Below are 17872 nucleotides of genomic sequence, written 5' to 3'. Positions count from 1 at the left end.
TGCCGGGCGCGCCGGGTGGTCGACGGGGCAATCGCCGGGCCGCGTCGGCAGGGTCCGCGCTAGTCGATCAGTTCCGCATTCCGGAACGCCGCGCCCCGCCGGTCCTTTTCGGAGAGGACCGGGATGACGTCGTCCGGCCAGGCGATCCCGAGGTCGGGATCGTCCCAGGCAATGCACCGCTCGTGCTCGGGCGCATAGTAGTCGGTGGTCTTGTACATGAAGTCGGCAGACTCGCTGAGGACGAGGAAGCCGTGCGCGAACCCCGGCGGGACCCAGAGCTGCGTGTGCGCGTCCGCATTCAGCTCGGTGCCGATCCACTGTCCGAACGTCGGGGAGCCGCGGCGGATATCCACGACCACATCGAAGACCGCGCCGCGCACCACCCTCACCAGCTTGCCTTGGGGACGCACCACCTGGTAGTGCAGTCCGCGCAGCACGCCTCTTGCCGAGCGGCTGTGGTTGTCCTGGACGAATTCCGGCTGCATGCCCAGGACCTGCCCGAGCTCGCGCCGGTTATAGCTCTCCAGGAAGAAGCCGCGCGCGTCCCCGTACACCGTCGGCTCCAGCAGCACGACATCGGGAATGGCAAGCCGGGTCGCTTTCATCAGAACACCTTCTCATTCAGCAGACGCAGCAGATACTGGCCGTAGCCGCTCTTGGCCAGCGGCTGGGCAAGCATCTCGAGCTGTCCCGCGTCGATCCACTTCTGCCGGAACGCGATCTCCTCCGGGCACGCGACCTTCAGGCCCTGGCGCGCCTCGAGGGTGGCGATGAACTGGCTCGCGTCGAGCAGGGATTCATGCGTGCCCGTATCGAGCCATGCGTAGCCGCGGCCCAGGATTTCGACCGACAGGCGCGACTGCCGCATGTACAGGCAATTCAGGTCGGTGATCTCCAGTTCGCCCCGCGCTGACGGCTTCAGTGTCCGCGCCAGTCCGACCGCCTGCTCGTCATAGAAATACAGGCCCGTCACGGCGTAACCGGACTTCGGCGCCGCCGGCTTTTCCTCCAGGCTGGTGGCCCGGCCGTCGGCGCCGAACTCGACGACCCCGTAGCGCTCGGGATCCTTGACATGATAGGCAAAGACGCTTGCGCCTTCGGTCCGCGCCATCGCGTTGGCGAGCAGCCGCTGCAGATCGTGGCCGTGGAAGATATTGTCGCCGAGGACCAGGGCGGACGGGGCGCCGTCGATGAAATCGGCGCCGATCAGGAAGGCCTGGGCGAGGCCGTCCGGGGAAGCCTGCACGGCGTAGGACAGGTTCATGCCCCATTGCGCACCGCTGCCGAGCAGCTGCGCGAAGCGCGGCGTGTCCTGGGGGGTCGAGATGATCAGCACGTCGCGGATCCCGGCGAGCATCAGTGTACTGAGCGGATAGTAGATCATCGGCTTGTCGAAGACCGGCAGCAGCTGCTTGGATACCGCCGTCGTGGCCGGGTAGAGGCGCGTGCCGGAGCCGCCGGCCAGTATGATGCCCTTGCGTTTTTTCACGGTTGTTCGCCCCTTGCGATAATTTCATCCATCGTGCGTTCCAGGTGATTGCGCCAGTCCGGCAGGTACAGGCCGTATGCATCGGCGAGCTTGCGGGTATCGAGCGTCGAGTTGCGCGGCCGGACGGCAGGCAGCGGGTATTGCGCGCTGGGGATGGCGCGCAGGTTTTCAGGCGCCAGCCTGAGTCCGATTCCGCGCGCCGCCACCAGTTGCAGGACATGGGCGGCAAAGCCGTGCCAGCTGGTCCTGCCGGACGCGGCGAGGTGATAGATCCCGTGGTCCGGAACAGCGCATCCTGCCCGGGCCCGCAGGCGATGGATCGCGAGCGCGGTGACGTCGGCGACCAGCTCGGCGCTGGTCGGCGCCCCCAGCTGGTCGTCGACCACGCTCAGCACCTCCCTCTCGCGCGCCAGCCGCAGGATGGTCCTTGCGAAATTCGTCCCCCGCGCCGAATAGACCCAGCTGGTGCGGAACACCAGATGCCGGGCGCCGGATGCACGAATTCGTTGCTCGCCTTCCAGTTTCGTCCTGCCGTAGACCGAGAGCGGGCGCGTCGCGTCATCCTCGACATAGGGCGTCGCCTTCGCGCCGTCGAACACATAGTCGGTCGAAAAATGGACCAGCAGTGCGCCGAGCGCCCTTGCCTCCTCGGCAAGGACGCCGACCGATTCCGCATTGATCCGCCAGGCCTTGTCCGGCTCCGATTCCGCCTGGTCGACCGCGGTGTACGCTGCGGCATTGACGATCACCTCGGGTCGCGCCGCGGCGAGCACTGGCCGCAGCGTATCGGGACGATCGAAATCGGCGTCCGCCGTGGCGAGAGCGACCAGCTCGCCAAGCGGGGCAAGGGAACGCTGCAGCTCCCAGCCGACCTGGCCGCCCTTGCCAAGCAGGAGGATCTTCAACCGCCCGCCCCGCCGCGTTCATACTGCCGGCTGATCCATTCGCGATACGCGCCGGACTGCACTTCTTCCACCCAGGCGCGATTATCGAGGTACCACCGCACGGTCTTGCGGATGCCGGTGTCGAAGGTTTCCGCCGGCCGCCATCCGAGTTCCTTCTCGATCCTGCCGGCGTCGATCGCATAGCGCCTGTCATGGCCCGGCCGATCGGCGACGAAGCTGATCTGGGCTGCGTAAGAGCTGCCGTGCGCCGCGGGAGCGAGTTCGTCGAGCGTCCTGCACAGGACTTGCACGACCTCCAGGTTGGTTTTTTCGTTCCAGCCGCCGATGTTGTAGGTCTCGCCCGGCACGCCACGGTCGAGGACCCGCCGGATCGCGCTGCAATGGTCCCGTACGTAGAGCCAGTCCCGGACCTGGCGGCCGTCGCCGTAGATCGGCAGCGGCTTGCCGGCCAGCGCATTGACGATGACGAGCGGGATCAGCTTTTCCGGAAAATGATAGGGGCCGTAGTTGTTGCTGCAGTTGGTCGTCAGCACCGGGAGTCCGTAAGTGTGGTGCCAGGCGCGGACCAGGTGGTCGGACGCCGCCTTGCTGGCGGAATACGGACTGTTGGGCTGGTAGGCGTTGGTCTCGCGGAAGGCCGGGTCGTTTTCTCCCAGCGATCCGTACACTTCGTCGGTGGACACATGCAGGAACCTGAACGCGCCCCGCTCCGCCTCGCCCAGGCCCGACCAGTGGTCGCGGACAGCTTCGAGAAGCTGGAAGGTGCCGATGATGTTGGTCTGGATGAACTCGGACGGACCGTGGATGGAGCGGTCGACATGCGATTCGGCCGCGAAGTTGAGTACCGCCCGCGGCCGGTGCGCCGCAAGCAGCCGCGCAATCAGCGCACGGTCGGCGATATCCCCGTGCACGAACACGTGCCGCTCGTCGCCGCGCAGATCAGCGAGGCTGGACAGGTTTCCCGCATAGGTTAGCTTGTCGAGATTGACGACGCGCTCATCGCCAGCCGCTAGCCAGTCGTGCACGAAGTTGTTGCCTATGAAGCCGGCTCCGCCGGTAACGAGTATGGTCATCCGAACTTTTTCCTTCCATGCCCGCCAGGCGGCCGGCAGCGCGGAGCTTAACATTCCGGCGGCGCCAATACCAAACCGGGTCCGCTGCGGTGCCGGCGACGCGCCCCGGCATGGTCCTTGACAGTTGACGAACGCCAAGATCAGCGGTGAAAGCAACTGCTATTTTTGCCGGATCACCCCCGGCGTCGCATCGCCGTCCCCGTCAACAGGAGGCAAGATGAAGCTGCATCTCCAGGAGGCCAGGCTGATCCGCGCGGCGGCCAACCTGCTGCTCGGCCTTGGCGCCTGCCTCTCCCTGTCCCATCCCGTCCGGGAGCTCGGGCTGAGTGTCCGGTCTGACGGAGCAGGGCCGGCAGACTGCCTTCTGGCGGCGGGTCTCGCCATGCACTTCAGCCTCTGGCTTGCCTCAGCACTGGCGCGCTCACCGCGCAATCGCCCCTAGCGCTTCCTCCTCCTCACCGACCTTCCCGCTTGGCGCTTCGGCCTCTACCATGAACATGGGATTGACGACGGTTTAGCAACGTAACTGCCTGAATTGAATAGGGAAAACGACATTTTTTCCTAAAAGAAACCTCATTTCAGTTACAATCCCCGACCGAAGTTTCTCCTCTGCGCGGGCTACCGCCTGCGAGCGCAGCATATTACAAAAGTCTCCTCGCCCAGGCTGTCGGCACGATCCCGACCCGCGACCGGAGTACTGAAATCGACTCTGTTCTTGCGCTCATTGCGACTATATGAAGTACGCCATCTTTTCGCTCTTCGGTTCCTTGCTGATCACCTTCCTGGTGGTCCGGTTCAGCCATCTGCATTCCCATCTCAGCGCCGACCACGATCTGAACGGCGTCCAGAAGGTCCATGCGATTCCGGTCCCGCGGGTGGGAGGCATCGGGATATTCTTCGGCCTGGCCCTGAGCACCGCGCTGCTGTTCCTGCTCGACGCCAAGCATGCCAAGTTCGCGCTCGCCTTCATGCTGCCGTGCTCGCTGGTGTTCGCAGTCGGCCTGCTTGAGGATCTCACCAAGCGCGTCTCGGTCGCCGTCCGCCTGGTCGTGACGATGATTGCGGCGCTGGTCGGCTGCCTGCTGCTGGACGCCACCGTGCGCAGCTTCGGCATCCCGCTGATCGACCTGGTGTTCCAGGTCAACCTGGTTGCCTTCTTCTTTACCGTTGTCGCCGTGGCCGGCGTGGCGAACGCCATCAATCTGATCGACGGCTTCAACGGACTTTCGGGTTTCACCTGCGTGACGACGCTGCTGGCGCTCGCCGCCGTCGGCTATTTCGTCGGTGACGACGTGATCCGGATCGCCGCGCTGATCTGCGCGGCGGCGGTCGCCGGCTTCCTGGTCTGGAACTACCCGAAGGCGAAGATCTTCCTAGGCGATGGCGGCGCCTATCTGACCGGATTCGTCATTGCCGAGCTTGCGGTCCTGCTGCGCGAGCGCAATCCCGAGGTGTCGGTGCTGTTTCCGCTGCTGCTCGTGATCTATCCGGTATTCGAGACCGTCTTCAGCATCTACCGGCGCAAGTTCGTCCGGGGACAATCCCCGGGCGCGCCGGACGCCATGCATCTTCATCAGCTGATCAACAAGCGCCTGGTGCGCTGGCGCGATGCCGGGCAGGATGCGCCGGTCCGGGCGCGCGGCAATTCCATGACCTCGCCCTACCTGTGGGCGCTCAATCTGCTGGCCGTGGTTCCTGCCGTCATGTTCTGGAACGACGACCTGTTCCTGCTCGGTTTCATCCTCCTTTTCATCATCAGCTACGTCTGGCTCTACGCCAGCATCGTGCGCTTCCAGAGCCCGGCCTGGCTGCCGCTGCCGCGCCGGCCGGCCGCGGCAGGCGACGAAGCTGCCGTTGCCGCTGCAGATGCCGATGCTGCAGCTGCCCGCGCTTCGGCCATGAAGGCTGATTGACATCCCGCGCTGCCCGCGGCACGCGCGGCACGCTTCCTGCAAAAAGAGAAGGCCGCTGCGACCCGAACCGCAAGAGTTCGGGTCGCAGCGGCCATTCCTGCTGCAGGTTCGCTTCGGTCCGCTATCAGTCCTTGCGGGCGATGAAGCCGCCGATCACCGCGGCACCGCCGGTGCCGCTCGTAAAGCGCATTGCGCCGGCGATTTCAGCAGGTCCTGCGCCGGTGCTACCGGTGCTCACGATCGGGCCGAAGTAACGGGCGCTCAGGCCGCCGGTGAACGTGCCGGCATTGATCGGGCCGGTCATGTAGTTGGCGTTGCGTCCGGTGCCTTGCACCACGGCGGTGTCGAACGCCAGCGGCACGGTGGCGCCGGTGGCATCGTAGCGGATGACGTTGGTGAACGAAACCGTGACGTTGCGGGTGCCGTAGTCGACGGTGACGGTCGCTGTGCCGCGCACGACGTCCGGATCCACGCTCGCGCTCGTGGCGTAGTAGCCGTACACGATGCCCGAGTAGGTCGCGGTGCCGGAGGTCGGCACCAGCGTCGGATCGGTGACGGCGCCAAAGGCGACGACGCCGCGACGGCCGGTGTTGTGTTCGTCGGAGCCCGAACCGCCGGTCCACTCGGCCATGCGGATGGTGTCCTGCGTGACCCATGAGCTCAGGTTGGCGTACTGGTAGTTCCAGCTGTCGAGGCTACGGTAACCCTTCGAGCCAGGGAACGGCACGCCGGTACCGACGGCGCCCGGAATATCACCGGCGTGGATGTCGCCATCGTTGTGCAGGCGGCTGCCGCCGAACCAGCTCGGCAGGCGACCGGTCTCGGAGGTGCTCCAGTCGCCGGCAGTGGCGCTGATGCCCGAGGTCTCGCAGTCGGCCGGGGTGGTCGAGACAGGCGTGCAGTCGGACGTCGCACTACGCGGGTAGTAGCTGTTGTTGGCGTAGTTGGCCTGGGTCGCATTGCGGCCGAGGCTGGCGAAGTTGTAGAAGGCGACGTCCGAGGTCGGACGCAGTGACGAGCGCGCAAGCGCGCCGGCGGTGTTGAGCTCGACGCGGCCGGCTTCGGTTGCGAAGGTCTCGATGATCAGCGGACGATCGGTGGTGCCATCCCACGACATGTTGAGGTTGCTGAGCAGGAGTGCGGCGCCGGTGGCGAGGCCGGTGGTCGCATCCTTGCGCACGCGCACGTCGGCGAGCGGCTGCGGCTCGCCCGCAGGGCGATCGAACAGCGCCATGCCGATCGGCGTGGTCTTGTCGACGATCGGATCGGCGAGGTCGCTGGTGGTGCGCGAGAATACCTGCACGCCGGAATCGGTCAGCGTCACGCCGTTGTCCGACAGCAGGACGGTCGAACCGCTGCACTGGACATCGCTGCCGTCCGCGCAGGTCATCGTCATCGAGGTGTCGGGCTGGTTGCCCGGGTTGTTCGGGTTCGGGTTTCCGCCGCTCGTGTCCGGCGTTCCTCCGTTCTGGCTCGGGTTGTTGGTGCTGGGGGCCGGATCGGATCCGCCGCCGCCGCCGCCGCATGCCGTGAGCAAACTTGCAGCGGCCATTGCTGCGACGAGCGGCTTGATATTGAAGTCACGGAACATAGGTTTTATTTCCTCAAATGGTGTCATGTTTAAAGTCGGCAGATCTCCGGGGAGCAGCTTTTTTTATTCGGCCTCCAAGAACGCGATCCCCCTCCTCCGGTGGTACGTGTTGACCATGTCGTCGCTGCCTCGCATCGGAAAAAGCGTCTGCGACACTGCCGGTGGAACACAGGTAACGACTGGAAACCCATTCTCGAAAAGTTAGGCCGTGTGCTTCTTGACGCAAACTAAGTGCGTCACCGGAACACTTGCGAATGCTCAGAGGATTCATTTATCTGCGGCGATGCGCAGTAGGAAGGTGGCGCGCATTGCGCGCGCGCCCATGCGTTTGCCCGCGCCGCGCCATCGCTGCGCTCACTACAGCGTGTGCCGCTTTTGCGTTCCAGCCGTGCGTGCAATTAGCCAGTCGTGAAAAGACGGTGAGGTTGCATGCATCTCGCTTGCCTTGCGGCAGCATCTGCGTCGGCGTTTCGCTTGCCGTTGCAGGATCGGTGTCCGCGCCCCATTCAAGCAGACGCATGATGGCGATGAGCGGCGAGGCCGGGCGGCCACCCGTCTGTTGGTGTGTTGTCAGGGAAGGTCGAACAGAAGAATTTCCGCGTCGTCGCCGGGACCGATGGTGAGGCCGGCTTCTTCCGATACGCGTATCGCGTCGCCCGCCGACAGCGCGACACCGTTCACGGTCAATGCCCCTCGGGCGACATGAAGATAGCCCCGACGTCCTTGCACGAAGGAAAATTCGGCACGGCCGTCGCCAAACAGGCCCGCAAATACGCGGGCATCCTGGTGGATGAGGACCGAGCCTTGCGCGCCGTCGGGACTTGCGATCAGTCGCAGGCGCCCCTCCTTCTCGCTGGAGGGAAAATGTTTCTCCTGGTAGCCGGGTGAAATGCCATGCACGTTCGGCTCGATCCATATCTGCAGGAAATGCGTCGGCTGATCCCGGGAATGGTTGTACTCGGCATGCATGACGCCGCGTCCCGCGCTCATCCGCTGCACATCGCCAGGCCGCAGCACGCTCCCGTTGCCCATGCTGTCCTGATGCGCGAGTTCGCCGGCGAGGACGTAGCTGATGATTTCCATGTCGCGGTGCCCGTGCGCGCCGAAGCCGCGGCCCGGTGCGACGCGATCTTCATTGATCACGCGCAGCGGACCGAAACCCATGTATTGCGGGTCGTAGTAGTCGCCAAACGAGAAGCTGTGCCAGGAATCAAGCCAGCCGTGGTCGGCATGGCCACGCTCCCCGCTCTTGCGCAATTCGATCATGTCGGCGATCCTCTCGGAAATTCCGTCAGCCGATTTGACCCTGGCAAGCCGACCGCAGTTGCGCGCCGCTGCCTGACCATCATCACAGCATGCAGACTTCCTCTTATACCGGGCGCTTCGCGCCTTCGCCGACCGGGCCGCTGCATAAGGGTTCGCTCGTGGCGGCCCTCGCCAGCTATCTCGATGCCCGGACCCATGGCGGCAGCTGGCGGGTCCGCATCGAGGACGTCGACGAAGGGCGTACCGTCACGGGTGCGGCGGAATCCATCCTGCGTAGCCTGGCGGTGCTGGGCATGCATGTCGACGGCGAGGTGGTATGGCAAAGCCGCCGCAAGGCACTGTACCAGGCAGCCTTCGAACGCCTGGGCAGCCATGTCTATCCCTGCGGCTGCACGCGCAAGGAGATCGCCGATTCACGACTGGGGGTGGCAAGCGACGGCGCGGCAGTCTATCCGGGCATCTGCCGCCAGGGCCTTGCGCACGGAAAGACGGCGCGCGCCTGGCGACTGAAGGTGCCCGAGGGCGGCCCTGCCGCCATCGATTTCAACGACCGCTGGATGGGCCCGGTGCGACAGGATCTGGCCACCGAGGTCGGCGACTTCGTCCTGAAGCGCGCGGACGGGTATTGGGCGTACCAGCTCGCGGTGGTGGTCGACGATGCCGAGCAGGGCGTCACGCACGTGGTGCGCGGCGCCGACCTGCTCGAATCGACGCCGCGCCAGATCTTCCTCCAGGGCCTGCTCGGTTATGCGACGCCGCACTACCTGCATGTACCGGTCGTGACCAATGCGAATGGGGAGAAATTGTCGAAGCAGACCGATGCGCCCGCGCTCGACCTTGCTTATCCGCTGCGCGAACTGCGGGAGGCTGCGGTTTTTCTTGGACTGGGATTGCCGCCCTCGGCGACGGCAAGCATGGGAGCGTTCTGGCCCGCCGCCTGTACCGCGTGGGCGGGGCGCTTCGGGAAGTAGCGGCGCAAGACGCAGAAACGGACCCGCAGGCCCGTATTCGTCAGCGCTTCGGCGTGCCGCCGAGCAGTGCCGCCACTTTGGTCTTCTGCGGCTTGGCGGGAGGACTTGCCGCTTCCGACTCCTGCTTGACGTCGGCCGACGAGGGCTCGTACGGTTTCAGGAACCAGGGATCGACCTTCTCGCGTCGCGGTGCAAAACCGCGGCCGGAGCCGCGCTCGCGCTCGCGATGGGAAGAGGCCCCTTCTTCCGGCGCCTCATGACGACTGCGCCGCTCGCTCGATCGCCGTGCGACAAAGCCCTGCAGCTGCAGGCGCGAGATGTTGTGCTTGATCAGTTTCTCGATATCCGCCAACTGGCGCGCCTCCTTGTCGGTGTACAGGGAGATGGCGTCGCCCGAAGCGCCGGCGCGTCCGGTGCGGCCGATGCGGTGGACATAGTCCTCCGGGTTGTACGGCAGGTCGTAATTGATCACGCAGGGCAGTTCGGCAATGTCGAGTCCGCGTGCCGCGACGTCGGTCGCCACCAGCACTTCCACGCTGCCCTGCTTGAAGGCCTCGAGTGCCGCCATGCGTTCGGCCTGGGTCTTGTCGCCATGGATCGCGGCGGCCTTCACGCCCTCCTTCTCCAGGTGGCGCGACAGGCGCGAGGCGCCGATCTTGGTATTCGAGAAAACAATGACCTGCTTCAGGTTCCGCTCGCGGATGATGTGGGCGACGGCGTCGTGCTTGGTCTCTTCGTCGACCTTGTACAGCACCTGGGTGACGTTGTCGGCGGTGGCATTGCTGCGCGCGACCTCGATCGTCACCGGGTTCTTGAGGAAACTGTTGGCCAGTTTCTTGATTTCCGGCGAGAAGGTTGCCGAGAACATCAGGTTCTGCCGTTCCCGGGGCAACAGGTTGATGATGCGCTGCAGGTCGGGCAGGAAGCCCATGTCGAGCATCCGGTCCGCCTCATCCATCACCAGGATCTGGGTCTGCGAGAGGTTCACCGTCTTCTGCTGGACATGGTCGAGCAGGCGGCCCGGTGTCGCGATCACGATCTCGACGCCCGAACGCAGCGCAGCCGTCTGCGGATTCATGTCGACGCCGCCGAATACGACGGTGGAGCGCAAGGGCGTGTGGCGCGAATAGGCCTTCACGTTGTCGGCGACCTGGTCCGCCAGCTCGCGGGTCGGGGTCAGGATCAGCGCGCGAACGGGGTGACGCGCAGGCGAGGCGCTGGTGTTGGCGTGGGCGAGAAGCAACTGGATGATCGGCAGGGAAAAACCGGCGGTTTTTCCGGTGCCGGTCTGGGCGGCGCCCATCACGTCCCGGCCGCGCAGCACGACCGGGATGGCTTCCGCCTGGATCGGGGTCGGATGTACGTAGCCTTGGTCGGCAAGCGCGCGCAAGATGCCTTCCGCCAGTCCAAAATCCTCGAATCGGACCGCTGGCGCGGGAGTCTGCATGCTTGCTGGCTGGGTATCTGGCATAGTCTGTTTCTGGCCGCGGCGGCGGCTCAATTAAGGCGCATTGCTGGAAGCCTTGCGCTGCGGTAGGAAAACAACCTTTCATTATACGCCTGCATGTTTCGGGGCGTGGATTTGCGCCAAAACATGCGGGAAGGAAGGGAAACCGTTCAGACTGCGCGCTGCCGGAAAGATTGCATCAGGATCGCGCGCCGAGCACCTTCTCATAGATGGCGAGGTTGCCCTGCACCATGGCATCGACCGAGAATTCGCGCAGAATGCGGTCCCGCCCTGCCCCGCCTAAGCGCTGGCGCAACGCCGGATCGCGCAGCAGTGCATCGAGGGCGGCGATCAGCGCCGGCACATCTCCCGGTGGAATCAGAATGCCGCTGACCTGGTCGGCGACCGCTTCCGGCAGTCCGCCGGCGCGCGAGGTGACGATCGGCAGGCCTGCCGCCGATGCCTGCAGCAGCGACACCCCGAGACCTTCCATGTCGGCCGGATGCGCAAGAATGTCCATGCCGCCGAGCCATCGCGGAAGGTCATCGCGGAAACCGGCGAACCGGACTACCTCCGACAGGCCGCGCTGGTTCACCTCAGCCTCGAGCTCGTCGCGCAGCGGTCCCTTGCCGAAGAACAGCACCCGCATCGCCGGGTGACGGTCACGCAGCGCCTGCGCCGCGTCGAGCATGTAGCGGTGTCCCTTGCGGCGGATCAGCTGCGCGACCACGCCGATCACCAGCGCGTCGGCGGGCAGCCCGAACTCGCGGCGGAATGCCGCCGGGTCGACCGCTGCCAGGTAGGGCGTGGCGTCCACTGCGCTGCGCACGCACGTCACCTTGTCCGGCCGCAGTCCCTCCGACAGGAGCACTTGGCGAATTCCTTCCGAGATGGTGATGACGTGGTTGTACAGCCGGTACTTGAGCGCCACCTGCCAGCGCGCCTCCGGATTGTCCACCCGACGCGACAGGACGCACGGCACACCCGCCATGCGTGCCGCAACGCCGCCCCACAGGTCGGCGCCGCGGCGGCTGTGCAGGTGCACGACATCCGGCCGCTCGCTCCTGATCAGTCGCAGCAGGCGTCCGGCCATGCCGGCGTCGAGGTCGCCCTTCATGGCGGTCTCGCGCACCACGGCCGTGCTGCCGACCGCCTTGCCGATCTCGGCCCCGGGCGGACAGGCGAGGACGTTGGCGACGCCGCGGCGCTGCAGGCCTTCAATGATGTAGGCAACCTGGCGGGCGCCCCCGTAGTAGTGCTTGCCCGCTTCCACATGCAGGATCTTCATGGCTTCTTCTCCAGTACGTACGCGAGTTCCACCATCGCCTGCTCCGCCCCGATGTCCGTCATGCAGTTGAACCGCCCGCCGCAGGTGGGATTGCGGCGACAGGGGGAACAGTCCAGATCGAGCCAAAGTACCCGCGCGTTGTCGCGCCCGGTGACGGTATAGGGACAGGTGGAGCCGAACAGCGCGACGGTCGGCACGGAGAACGCAATCCCCATGTGGGTCAGCCCGGTGTCGACGCCGACCAGCGCGCCGGCATGGCGCACCAGGGCGGCGGCCTCGCCCAGCCCCGTCGCGCCGGCAAGGTTGACGATATTGGGAGCGGCCTCCGCGATCCTGGCGGCGGCCTCGCGGTCGGCCGGCCCGCCGAGGAGCACCGGCACCAGCCCGGTCCGCTGCTGTACCAGCGGGGCAAGCCTCTGCCACCCGGCATTCGTCCAGTGCTTTTGCGGACGGGTAGTGAATGCCGCGAACACGGCGTAGCCACCCGGGGCCAGTCCGAGCGACGCGAGGCGTTCCAGCGCCTGCGCCTCGGCCGCCGGCGCCAGGTGCAGCGACGGCATGAACTCCCCGGTGTCGAGCCCGAGCTGCTGCGCCAGGTGCAGGTATTCCGAACTGATGCGCGCCGGATCGCCGCCGCGCGGCATCGCCTCCGTCATCAGCCATTGGCTGCCCTCGCGCGAACCGAGGCCGATACGCCGCGGTGCGCCCGACAGCCAGGCCAGGAAGCCGCTCTTCATCAGCCCCTGCAGATCGATCGCGGTATCGAACCGGCCCGCATGCAGGCGCTTGCGCAGGGCGAGAACGCGCCGCAGCACTTCCATGCGCCGGCCCTGCTTCCAGAGCGCGCGCCACTCCGATTTTGGCCAGAGGATGCGTTCGTTGACTGCAGGATCGTGGGCGATCAGGCCGTCGATGCCGGGTTCGATCAGCCAGGCGATATGGGCGTCGGGATGGGTGCGGCGCAGGGCCGCCGCAAATGGCGAGGCGAATACGACGTCGCCGATGGCCGACGTCCGGACGATGAGGATGCGTTTCACTTTCTTGCCTTCCCCGGCTGGCACCATAGTGCAGCCGTGAAGAGGATGTACAGCAGGCTGATGTTCGACCTCAGCAGGTACGATTCAACCAGGCAGATCGTGGCCAGCAGGACCGGCAATGCCTTGCGCAGGTATTCTCGGCCGTCCCGCTCGCCCCGCCGGAACAGCGGTACCAGCAGCACCAGCAACAGCAGCACGCCCCCTGGAATGCCGGCGGCGGTAAGCGCGTAGAGATACTGGTTGTGCGGGTTCCAGGCCAGCATCACGCTCGGCGTATGCAGCCTGTTCATTTTTTCATACTCTTGCGGGTAGTCCCCCACGCCCACGCCGGCTATCGGATGAGCAAGAAAGATGCGCGTTGCATTCATCGCGAATGTGGCGCGCTGGCCTAGCGATGTGTTCGGGTTCGTATCGTAGTTTTGGATGTCGGTCAGCGCGGCATTGGCGCGGTCCCGGAAATAATCGTTCGTCAGGTACCCGCCGCCGAGGAAGGCCATCGCCGCGAACGCGGAGATGAGCGCCGCGACAACCGGGCGCCTGGCGTAGCGCTGGAATGCCGCCAGCATCACCAGGGCGAGAAACCCGGCCATCCCCGCCCTGCCGCCCGAAATCAGCAGATTGCCCGCGGTCGTGAGAAAGAGAATGGCATACAGCAGGCGCACGCGGCGCGTGCCCTCGGCGAACAGCAGCTGGTGCAGGGCCAGATAGCCCGCCAGCGCCAGCGCGGGCGCGTACATGATGCGGTCGACGAAGGGAGCTGTATCGTACGGATCCTTGTCGACGCGGATGCCTTCGGGCAGATGGGGCCAGACATGCAGCTGAAGGAAGTTGTAGTAGGCGAACACTTCGCACATCGCAATCGATAGCAGAAACGCGAGTACGTACCGCATCAGATGCTCGCGCCGGGCCGCCAGCAGATAGATCGGAAACAGCAGGAAGAACATCTGCCGGCGCACCATCCGCAGGCCCCATTCCATGTTTTCGGTCCATAGCAGGGATACGACGAACACCAGGAAATACGCAAGGAAGATCCACGCCAGCGGCTCGCGGACCAGGATCCTGCACTTCTCGCCGAAGCGCCCTTCGGCCACGCAGAGCACGAGCAGTACCGCGGAGAGGATGTAGGCGGGCGCCACGGAAAGCGGGATGCAGAAGAACAGCGCCACGAGCAGCCATGACTGCGCCTGCTGCAGGCGGACTACGGATTGCTTCATTCGCCGACCAGCTCCACTCCGCAAGTGTTGAATACGTCGGTCATGTCCTGCTTCTCCTTCTCCGATTTGAAACGTACGCGATTCCATCCAAATGAAAGGATGCGAACCTTGTCCTGATAGATGAAACGTGCGAACAGCAATGCCGAGGACCGTACGCCGATGACGATATCGTAATCCGTCGACGCCAGGTAGGACTCGAGCACCCCGCCGGGATCGATGAGGCGGTAGTCCGGGTGCCGCAGTTCATGCGCCGGGTCCTTTGGATGCGCCTTGTAGTCGACCTCCGACACCCCGTTGCGGGCCAGCCAGTCCCGGACCTGTGCCGTCACCGCTGCCGCATCCTCCGCACTGAGCATGCCGGCGCCGGCGAGCGGCTGCCCGACCACCAGCGCGCGCTTCGCGGCCCGCGCCTCCGGCCGGAGCGCGCTGCTGCGCGCAACCAGCGGCGGAAGGACGTGCACCTTGTCCTTCGGGTATTCGTTCGGCAGGCCGGGCAGCACGTAGATCCGGTCGCAGAACGGCGCGTCCGAGCCGATGCGGTCGCCGCTGAAACAGCGGTAGTCCAATTCGGGAGCAAACAGCCGCCGCAGCTTGCGCAGCCGCTGCAGCATCTGCTTCGCCGGACTCAGGGGGTAGCGCCGGATACTGATCAGGCCGTCAGGCAGGATGCGCGCATGCATGCGCCGGGCACCGCACAGCGCCGGCAGCGCATTGAGAAAATAATTGATCGCCTCGGTATCGAACACCGCACTGTGCAGGACCAGTTCGTCGCATGGTCCGGCGAGCCCGGCGACCAGCCGGATGTTCTCGCGCAGGCGCCGGTGCCGGCCGAACCGGCCCGGCAGCGGCTTGTGGCGGGGCCAGGGCATGTAGGCAGCGGCATCCCAGTCGGCTTCGACCACTGCACCCGCGACGCCCGGCTGGTACCACACGAGCACCTGCCGCGCATCCTTCTCGACATGGGCGGCAATCTGCCGCGCCGCGAGGTACTGCAGCGGCGAGGCGACGAAATAGACGGCTACTCTGGACGCACGGGACATGGGACGAGTTCGGAGACCGGAAGGTTCGAGAGGATAACAGAGCGAGGTTGCATATGAGCATTCCCGACAGCGGCGCCGGGATGAGTCAGGCGTCCTTCCAGGCAAGATACCAGTCGCGGAATTGTTCCAGGCCGGCTTCGAGGGCGGTCGAAGGAGAAAACCCGACATGCTGCCGCAGGCGCCACGTATCGGCGAAGGTCGCCGGGACGTCGCCCGGCTGCATCGGCTGAAAATCGATGCGTGCCTTCACGCCCAGCACCCGTTCCAGGGTTGCAACGAAATCCATCACGCGTACCGGTTGGTGATTGCCGATGTTGAACACCGTGTGCGGTGCGCCTCCTTCCTTTGCTTCCACCGGCTTGAAAAGCAGGCGCACCACTCCCTCGACGATGTCGTCCACATAGGTGAAATCGCGATACAGTTCGCCGTTGGCAAAGACCGGAATCGGTTCGCCGCGCAGCATTTTCTCCGCGAAGCTGAAATAAGCCATGTCCGGCCGGCCCCACGGCCCGTAGACGGTGAAGAAGCGCAACCCGCTCGCAGGAAAACCATAGAGATGGCTGTAGCAATAGGCCATCAGCTCATTGGATTTCTTGGTCGCGGCGTACAGCGACACCGGCTCGTCGGTGCGGTCATCCTCGCGGAACGGCGTCTGGCTGTTTGCGCCGTAGACGCTGCTGCTGCTGGCGTACAGCAGGTGCCGGACCCGGGCGCTGCGACAGGCTTCCAGGATATTGGCGAAGCCGGCAAGGTTCGACTGGATGTAGGCCTGGGGATTGCTCAGCGAGTATCGCACGCCGGCCTGCGCGGCGAGATGGACGACATGCGTAGGCTTGCATTGGTCGAACAGCGCCTGCAGTCGCGCCGCGTCGGCGATCTCGACCGTCTCGCAGCGAACGCCGCGCGGGGCAAGCAGTGCCGCTACGCGTTCATGCTTCAATGCCGGATCGTAGTAGTCGTTGAAGTTGTCGCAACCCAGCACGACGTGACCGAGGCCGGCCAGCCGCGCGGCGACGTGGCTGCCAATGAAGCCGGCGGCGCCCGTGACCAGGATGGTGGCGGCGGTGGCGTTCATTCGGCCGTCGTTGCGTTGCCCCGGCCGATGCCGTGGTAGGCAAGGCCGGCGCGCTGCACGTCAGCCGGCTCGTACTGGTTCCGGCCATCGAAGATCACCTTCCGGCGCAGCGTCGCAGCCAGTGCGTCGAAGTCCGGCGAGCGGAACTCCTGCCACTCGGTGACCAGCGCCAGGGCATCGGCATCCTGGAGCGCGTCCCGGGCGCTCGGCACCAGGGCAAGCACGCCCGACGCAAGCGCATCTCCATGGCTGACAGCCAGGATGCGCCGCGCCTCGGCCAAAGCCACGGGGTCATACGCCTGCACGCTGCACCCGGCTGCCAGCAACTGGCCGATCAGCACCAGGCTCGGCGCTTCGCGCATGTCGTCGGTATTGGGCTTGAACGACAGGCCCCACAGCGCAATGCGCAAGCCGCGCAACGCGCCGCCGAAGTGGGCTTGGATCTTGTCGAACAGGACCGACTTCTGCGCCTCGTTCGCCTGCTCCACCGCTTCCAGGATGCGCAGCGCGCGGCCGCGGTCCTGCGCCGTCTTCAGCAGGGCCTTCACATCCTTGGGGAAACAGGAGCCGCCGTAACCCACGCCGGCATACAGGAAGCTCGGCCCGATGCGCGGGTCGGAGCCGATGCCATGGCGCACCGCCTCGATATCGGCGCCGAGATCCTCCGCCAGGTTCGCCAGCTCGTTCATGAAACTGATGCGCGTTGCGAGCATCGCGTTCGCCGCATACTTGGTCAGCTCGGCGCTGCGCACGTCCATCTCGATCAGCTTGTTGTGGTTGCGGTTGAAAGGCTTGTAGAGCTGCCGCATCACCGCGGTCGCCTCCGCATCGTCGCTGCCGATGACGATGCGGTCCGGCCGCATGAAGTCATTGACGGCGGCACCCTCTTTCAGGAACTCCGGGTTGCTGACGACATGGAACGGGACTTCCGCCCGGCGCCGCGCGAGCTCCTCTGCAATTGCCGCACGTACCGCATCCGCGGTGCCGACCGGAACCGTCGACTTGTCGACCACCACCACACTGCGGGTGATGCGCTGGCCGATGCTGCGGGCGGCGGAAAGGATATGGCGCAGGTCGGCGCTGCCATCTTCGTCCGGCGGGGTGCCGACTGCGAGGAAGATCACGTCGCCATGGTCGATCGCCGCGTCGTAACTGTCGGAGAACAGCAGGCGTCCCGCCTCCCGGTTGCGCGCCACCACGGCGTCCAGGCCGGGCTCATGAATCGGTATGCCGCCGCCGTTGAGCGTGGCGATCTTCGCGCTGTCGAGATCGAGGCACATCACCTTGTTGCCGGCTTCCGCAAAACATGCGCCCGAAACAAGCCCGACATACCCGGTGCCGATAACGGTAACTTTCATCTGACGATTTCCTTCCTGCTGCAGCAGCGGCCGGCGGCCGGTCGCAAAAAATAAAGGGTCGCAAGCCGAAGCCTGGACCCTCTATCGCATCGTGTTTTGGTGGGCCTCCCGTGAGTCGAACACGGCACCAACGGATTATGAGTCCGCTGCTCTAACCAAGCATGAGCTAGAGGCCCGATAAGCCGCCTATTTTATTCCAAGCGAG

Annotated in this window: 16 protein-coding genes and 1 tRNA gene; 3 read left to right on the top strand and 14 right to left on the bottom strand. The window is 65.4% G+C overall.

Annotated features, from left to right (window positions below; genetic code table 11):
• Positions 1-59 precede the first annotated feature (59 nt).
• From rfbC to rfbB, 4 genes are read right to left on the bottom strand one after another with little or no spacing between them, the layout of a single operon-like run.
• Complete coding sequence (gene rfbC, locus VIM12_RS17325) at positions 60-605, bottom strand: dTDP-4-dehydrorhamnose 3,5-epimerase (protein WP_331942986.1); 546 nt, start codon at positions 603-605, stop codon at positions 60-62.
• Entirely contained in the window at positions 605-1489 is an 885-nt protein-coding gene (rfbA, locus tag VIM12_RS17320) for a glucose-1-phosphate thymidylyltransferase RfbA (RefSeq protein WP_331942984.1), read from the bottom strand. Before rfbA ends, rfbC begins: the two co-directional genes overlap by 1 nt.
• Complete coding sequence (rfbD, locus tag VIM12_RS17315) at positions 1486-2394, bottom strand: dTDP-4-dehydrorhamnose reductase (RefSeq protein ID WP_331942982.1); 909 nt, start codon at positions 2392-2394, stop codon at positions 1486-1488. The genes rfbA and rfbD overlap by 4 nt, the downstream gene beginning before the upstream one ends.
• Positions 2391-3467 (bottom strand): dTDP-glucose 4,6-dehydratase, encoded by a 1077-nt coding sequence (rfbB, locus tag VIM12_RS17310; protein ID WP_331942980.1) that lies wholly within the window; start codon positions 3465-3467, stop codon positions 2391-2393. The genes rfbD and rfbB overlap by 4 nt, the downstream gene beginning before the upstream one ends.
• Before the next feature lie 217 nt (positions 3468-3684).
• Between rfbB and VIM12_RS17305 the strand changes: the two genes are divergently transcribed.
• On the top strand, positions 3685-3909 hold the full coding sequence (locus VIM12_RS17305; protein ID WP_331942978.1) for a hypothetical protein: 225 nt from the start codon (positions 3685-3687) through the stop codon (positions 3907-3909).
• A 292-nt stretch (positions 3910-4201) separates the two neighbouring features.
• Entirely contained in the window at positions 4202-5380 is a 1179-nt protein-coding gene (locus tag VIM12_RS17300) for a glycosyltransferase (RefSeq protein ID WP_331942976.1), read from the top strand.
• A 124-nt stretch (positions 5381-5504) separates the two neighbouring features.
• Here VIM12_RS17300 and VIM12_RS17295 read toward each other — a convergent pair whose 3' ends face one another.
• On the bottom strand, positions 5505-6971 hold the full coding sequence (locus VIM12_RS17295; RefSeq protein WP_331942974.1) for a hypothetical protein: 1467 nt from the start codon (positions 6969-6971) through the stop codon (positions 5505-5507).
• A 570-nt stretch (positions 6972-7541) separates the two neighbouring features.
• Positions 7542-8237: a pirin family protein gene (locus VIM12_RS17290; protein ID WP_331942972.1), complete on the bottom strand. Its 696-nt coding sequence runs from the start codon at positions 8235-8237 to the stop codon at positions 7542-7544.
• A gap of 89 nt (positions 8238-8326) precedes the next feature.
• Between VIM12_RS17290 and gluQRS the strand changes: the two genes are divergently transcribed.
• On the top strand, positions 8327-9208 hold the full coding sequence (gene gluQRS, locus VIM12_RS17285) for a tRNA glutamyl-Q(34) synthetase GluQRS (RefSeq protein ID WP_331942970.1): 882 nt from the start codon (positions 8327-8329) through the stop codon (positions 9206-9208).
• 40 nt (positions 9209-9248) lie between these two features.
• Here the strand turns inward: gluQRS and VIM12_RS17280 are convergent, their stop codons facing one another.
• From VIM12_RS17280 to VIM12_RS17245, 8 genes are all read right to left on the bottom strand, one after another.
• Positions 9249-10679: a DEAD/DEAH box helicase gene (locus VIM12_RS17280; protein ID WP_414691802.1), complete on the bottom strand. Its 1431-nt coding sequence runs from the start codon at positions 10677-10679 to the stop codon at positions 9249-9251.
• A gap of 175 nt (positions 10680-10854) precedes the next feature.
• Entirely contained in the window at positions 10855-11943 is a 1089-nt protein-coding gene (locus VIM12_RS17275) for a glycosyltransferase (RefSeq protein ID WP_331942966.1), read from the bottom strand.
• Positions 11940-12980 carry a glycosyltransferase family 9 protein gene (locus VIM12_RS17270; protein ID WP_331942964.1) on the bottom strand — a complete coding sequence of 347 codons (1041 nt, stop codon included), beginning with the start codon at positions 12978-12980 and terminating at the stop codon, positions 11940-11942. The genes VIM12_RS17275 and VIM12_RS17270 overlap by 4 nt, the downstream gene beginning before the upstream one ends.
• Positions 12977-14194 (bottom strand): O-antigen ligase family protein, encoded by a 1218-nt coding sequence (locus VIM12_RS17265; RefSeq protein WP_331942962.1) that lies wholly within the window; start codon positions 14192-14194, stop codon positions 12977-12979. The genes VIM12_RS17270 and VIM12_RS17265 overlap by 4 nt, the downstream gene beginning before the upstream one ends.
• Entirely contained in the window at positions 14191-15234 is a 1044-nt protein-coding gene (locus VIM12_RS17260; protein WP_331942960.1) for a polysialyltransferase family glycosyltransferase, read from the bottom strand. The genes VIM12_RS17265 and VIM12_RS17260 overlap by 4 nt, the downstream gene beginning before the upstream one ends.
• Before the next feature lie 85 nt (positions 15235-15319).
• Entirely contained in the window at positions 15320-16309 is a 990-nt protein-coding gene (locus tag VIM12_RS17255; RefSeq protein ID WP_331942958.1) for an NAD-dependent epimerase/dehydratase family protein, read from the bottom strand.
• The gene (locus VIM12_RS17250) at positions 16306-17667 is read right to left on the bottom strand and encodes a UDP-glucose/GDP-mannose dehydrogenase family protein (protein WP_331942956.1); all 1362 of its coding nucleotides are present in this window, start codon (positions 17665-17667) and stop codon (positions 16306-16308) included. Before VIM12_RS17250 ends, VIM12_RS17255 begins: the two co-directional genes overlap by 4 nt.
• Positions 17668-17764: 97 nt before the next feature.
• Positions 17765-17843: transfer RNA gene (locus VIM12_RS17245), tRNA-Ile, on the bottom strand.
• Positions 17844-17872 lie beyond the last annotated feature (29 nt).

The sequence above is a fragment of the Noviherbaspirillum sp. genome (assembly GCF_036563305.1).
Classification (GTDB): domain Bacteria; phylum Pseudomonadota; class Gammaproteobacteria; order Burkholderiales; family Burkholderiaceae_D; genus Noviherbaspirillum.
The sequence above is the reverse complement of the archived record's forward strand: the minus strand, read 5'-3'. Positions and strand labels throughout refer to the sequence as shown.

What these genes read in the sequence shown, in the direction of transcription:
- rfbC (WP_331942986.1), bottom strand. Translation starts at nt 605, where the DNA reads ATGAAAGCGACCCGGCTTGCCATTCCCGATGTCGTGCTGCTGGAGCCG.
- rfbB (WP_331942980.1), bottom strand. Translation starts at nt 3,467, where the DNA reads ATGACCATACTCGTTACCGGCGGAGCCGGCTTCATAGGCAACAACTTC.
- VIM12_RS17305 (WP_331942978.1), top strand. Translation starts at nt 3,685, where the DNA reads ATGAAGCTGCATCTCCAGGAGGCCAGGCTGATCCGCGCGGCGGCCAAC.
- VIM12_RS17300 (WP_331942976.1), top strand. Translation starts at nt 4,202, where the DNA reads ATGAAGTACGCCATCTTTTCGCTCTTCGGTTCCTTGCTGATCACCTTC.
- VIM12_RS17295 (WP_331942974.1), bottom strand. Translation starts at nt 6,971, where the DNA reads ATGTTCCGTGACTTCAATATCAAGCCGCTCGTCGCAGCAATGGCCGCT.
- VIM12_RS17290 (WP_331942972.1), bottom strand. Translation starts at nt 8,237, where the DNA reads ATGATCGAATTGCGCAAGAGCGGGGAGCGTGGCCATGCCGACCACGGC.
- gluQRS (WP_331942970.1), top strand. Translation starts at nt 8,327, where the DNA reads ATGCAGACTTCCTCTTATACCGGGCGCTTCGCGCCTTCGCCGACCGGG.
- VIM12_RS17280 (WP_414691802.1), bottom strand. Translation starts at nt 10,679, where the DNA reads ATGCCAGATACCCAGCCAGCAAGCATGCAGACTCCCGCGCCAGCGGTC.
- VIM12_RS17275 (WP_331942966.1), bottom strand. Translation starts at nt 11,943, where the DNA reads ATGAAGATCCTGCATGTGGAAGCGGGCAAGCACTACTACGGGGGCGCC.
- VIM12_RS17265 (WP_331942962.1), bottom strand. Translation starts at nt 14,194, where the DNA reads ATGAAGCAATCCGTAGTCCGCCTGCAGCAGGCGCAGTCATGGCTGCTC.
- VIM12_RS17260 (WP_331942960.1), bottom strand. Translation starts at nt 15,234, where the DNA reads ATGTCCCGTGCGTCCAGAGTAGCCGTCTATTTCGTCGCCTCGCCGCTG.
- VIM12_RS17255 (WP_331942958.1), bottom strand. Translation starts at nt 16,309, where the DNA reads ATGAACGCCACCGCCGCCACCATCCTGGTCACGGGCGCCGCCGGCTTC.
- VIM12_RS17250 (WP_331942956.1), bottom strand. Translation starts at nt 17,667, where the DNA reads ATGAAAGTTACCGTTATCGGCACCGGGTATGTCGGGCTTGTTTCGGGC.